The organism is Tenacibaculum sp. L6, assembly GCF_028823685.1.
In the GTDB taxonomy this organism is placed as follows: domain Bacteria; phylum Bacteroidota; class Bacteroidia; order Flavobacteriales; family Flavobacteriaceae; genus Polaribacter.
The window spans coordinates 1-2,153 of the sequence record NZ_JAPEHZ010000123.1 but is presented as its reverse complement, the minus strand read 5'-3'; the positions used below and the strand labels follow the sequence as shown (position 1 = coordinate 2,153).

Here is a 2,153-nt window from a genome sequence, read left to right as displayed (position 1 = left end):
AAAATGAAAAGACTGATGTTCTATACATAGAGTATGATAACTCAATGAAAATTGTTGATTTAAAGCCCAATTTATCTATTAGCTTTTCAATATTTTCTTCAAAAGATACTAAAATTAATACTTTTAATTTTGAGGTGGATAACTTATCAAAAAACTTCAAAACTTTATCATTTGATGAAATGAAAGACACTATTTCATTTAAAAACAAAAATAATTTCTCAACATTAAAAAAATTCTCAAAAATAACCCCTTGCGAATTACATTATAAGTTAAGTGATGCACAAAAAATTTATTTAATAAAAAAATCAAACAACGTTTTTTTTAAATATAGATTAAATTATATAGGAACTCAAAGAGGGTGGGAAAAAATTGAATAAAGCAAACTATTATTAACTTTAAAAACTCTGGGACAAATGAATGTGATTAGTTATAAACTCATAATAACCTTATTTTTTTTATCATCAATACTGTATTCTCAAACAAAAAATGATGATGTATATTATATGTTGAATGAGAATCATAAAGATTATATCTTAAGAACTACTGGAGAGAATACTAACATTAGTATGTTTAGTTTGTATGATAGAATTGAGTATGAAAAAAGAGAAGAGCAAATAAAGAAAGATAAAAAAGAAGGAAAATTTAATAGTTATCAGTTTTACAAAAGACCTCAAGAATTTATTTTTATCAAAATTTATGGAAGTAAAGTAGATATAATCAATCATTGTGATACACATTTCTTAAATTTAGTCAATTATAAATGGATTCAAGATAATACATGGAAAGAGCATAATCCTAATATTTTATTTAAAGATTTATACTTCTTACTTAAAGTGGAAAAAGATAAATATTTGAAATTTAAAGTAAGAAGAACTGTAATTGCACGTTAAATGAAAGTAAGCTATTTTTTAATTATAATTTTTTTTCTGACTTTTTCATCTTGTAAAAAGATGAAAACAAGAAATTACGAAGAAGAAAATACCTATCAAATTATCACCTTTTTAACTGAGAATGCTAAGGATTTCTTAGTTATGCCCCCAGTTCTTTCCATACCTCCATTACCAAATGCTAAAAGCTATAATGTTAGAACAATGACATGTCAAGATAGTGTAAGAGGTTATGAATATCATTACAAACAATTAACTAAAAAGAAAACTATTGCTATAATTGATAGTTTATTTAGCTTAAAAAAAACGCATAGTTTTAGAGGTGAATGTGACATGGTTGATCATAAACTGCTAAAGAAGTTTAATAGCTTGAAAACCAGAAAAAAAATAGATATTTCAAAAATTACTGTTTATGATAAAGATACTTTAATACAATACAAAAAGGAATTTAGAAAGTTATCATCGAAAGGTTTTGATAAAATGGATTTATTGTTAAGTTTTTCAAGGATAGCTTTTAATGATAATTTTGACAAAGCTATTGTATTTGTAGGGATGAGTAAAGGTAGTTTAGACGGTGTTTCAATTTTAGTATATTTAGAAAAAGAAAACTACCATTGGAAAATAAAATGTGAAAAAGTATTATCTATTTCTTAAAAATGGCAATATAAATAGTGTTTTACGAATAAAAAAACGATATGAAGCTGCTTTACGTAGAAAGCAATTAAGTTTAGTTTTAGCAGGTAAAATGGATCCTAAGGAAGCCATAGAGCTAAAATCTATTTTCATGGATTAAAACTATACTAAAGCATATTATTTTGTAGAAGGAGAAGTCTTGAGGCTTCTCTTTTTTTATTTAAAACTGTTAAAAAATTCTCAGGGTTAACCCTGAAGTGGAAAAAAATAAATAGGGATATCCCTAATTGTGTGTAGAATTTAAATAACTTACTTTTAACAAAAATTGTAATCATTTAAATTTGATATATTATGAAAAACAGAAGAAACAAAATCGTTAATCTTTTTAAAGTTGGAATTCTACTCTTTGGAGTTTCCTTATTGCTGTGGAATTGTGAACAAGAAGATGTATTAGAAACAGAAAAAAAGGAATTTGTAATTAAGGAACATTCACTAGAAGACTTAAAAATTAATACTAAGTTTACAAGCACTTTAAAACTATTAGAATCTCGAAAAGTAGCATCATCAAAAAATGTAAATTCTACAGATATATATAACTTCACAATAGTACCCAACAAAATTAAAGAAGTTATC

General features: G+C 24.6%; 3 protein-coding genes and 2 pseudogenes. All 5 read left to right on the top strand.

Annotated elements, in window-relative coordinates; genetic code table 11:
• Positions 1–377: hypothetical protein (locus tag OU788_RS12175; protein ID WP_274635416.1), on the top strand; the 377-nt coding region annotated here is incomplete at its 5' end.
• A 36-nt stretch (positions 378–413) separates the two neighbouring features.
• A complete protein-coding gene (locus tag OU788_RS12170; protein ID WP_274635415.1) occupies positions 414–890 on the top strand; it encodes a hypothetical protein in 477 nt (158 codons plus the stop codon).
• A gap of 60 nt (positions 891–950) precedes the next feature.
• Positions 951–1,541 (top strand): hypothetical protein, encoded by a 591-nt coding sequence (locus OU788_RS12165; protein ID WP_274635414.1) that lies wholly within the window; start codon positions 951–953, stop codon positions 1,539–1,541.
• 31 nt (positions 1,542–1,572) lie between these two features.
• Positions 1,573–1,680 (top strand): annotated as a pseudogene (locus OU788_RS12160) (acyl-CoA thioesterase); the annotation flags it as partial.
• 191 nt (positions 1,681–1,871) lie between these two features.
• Positions 1,872–2,153, top strand: a pseudogene (locus OU788_RS12155) (hypothetical protein); the annotation flags it as partial.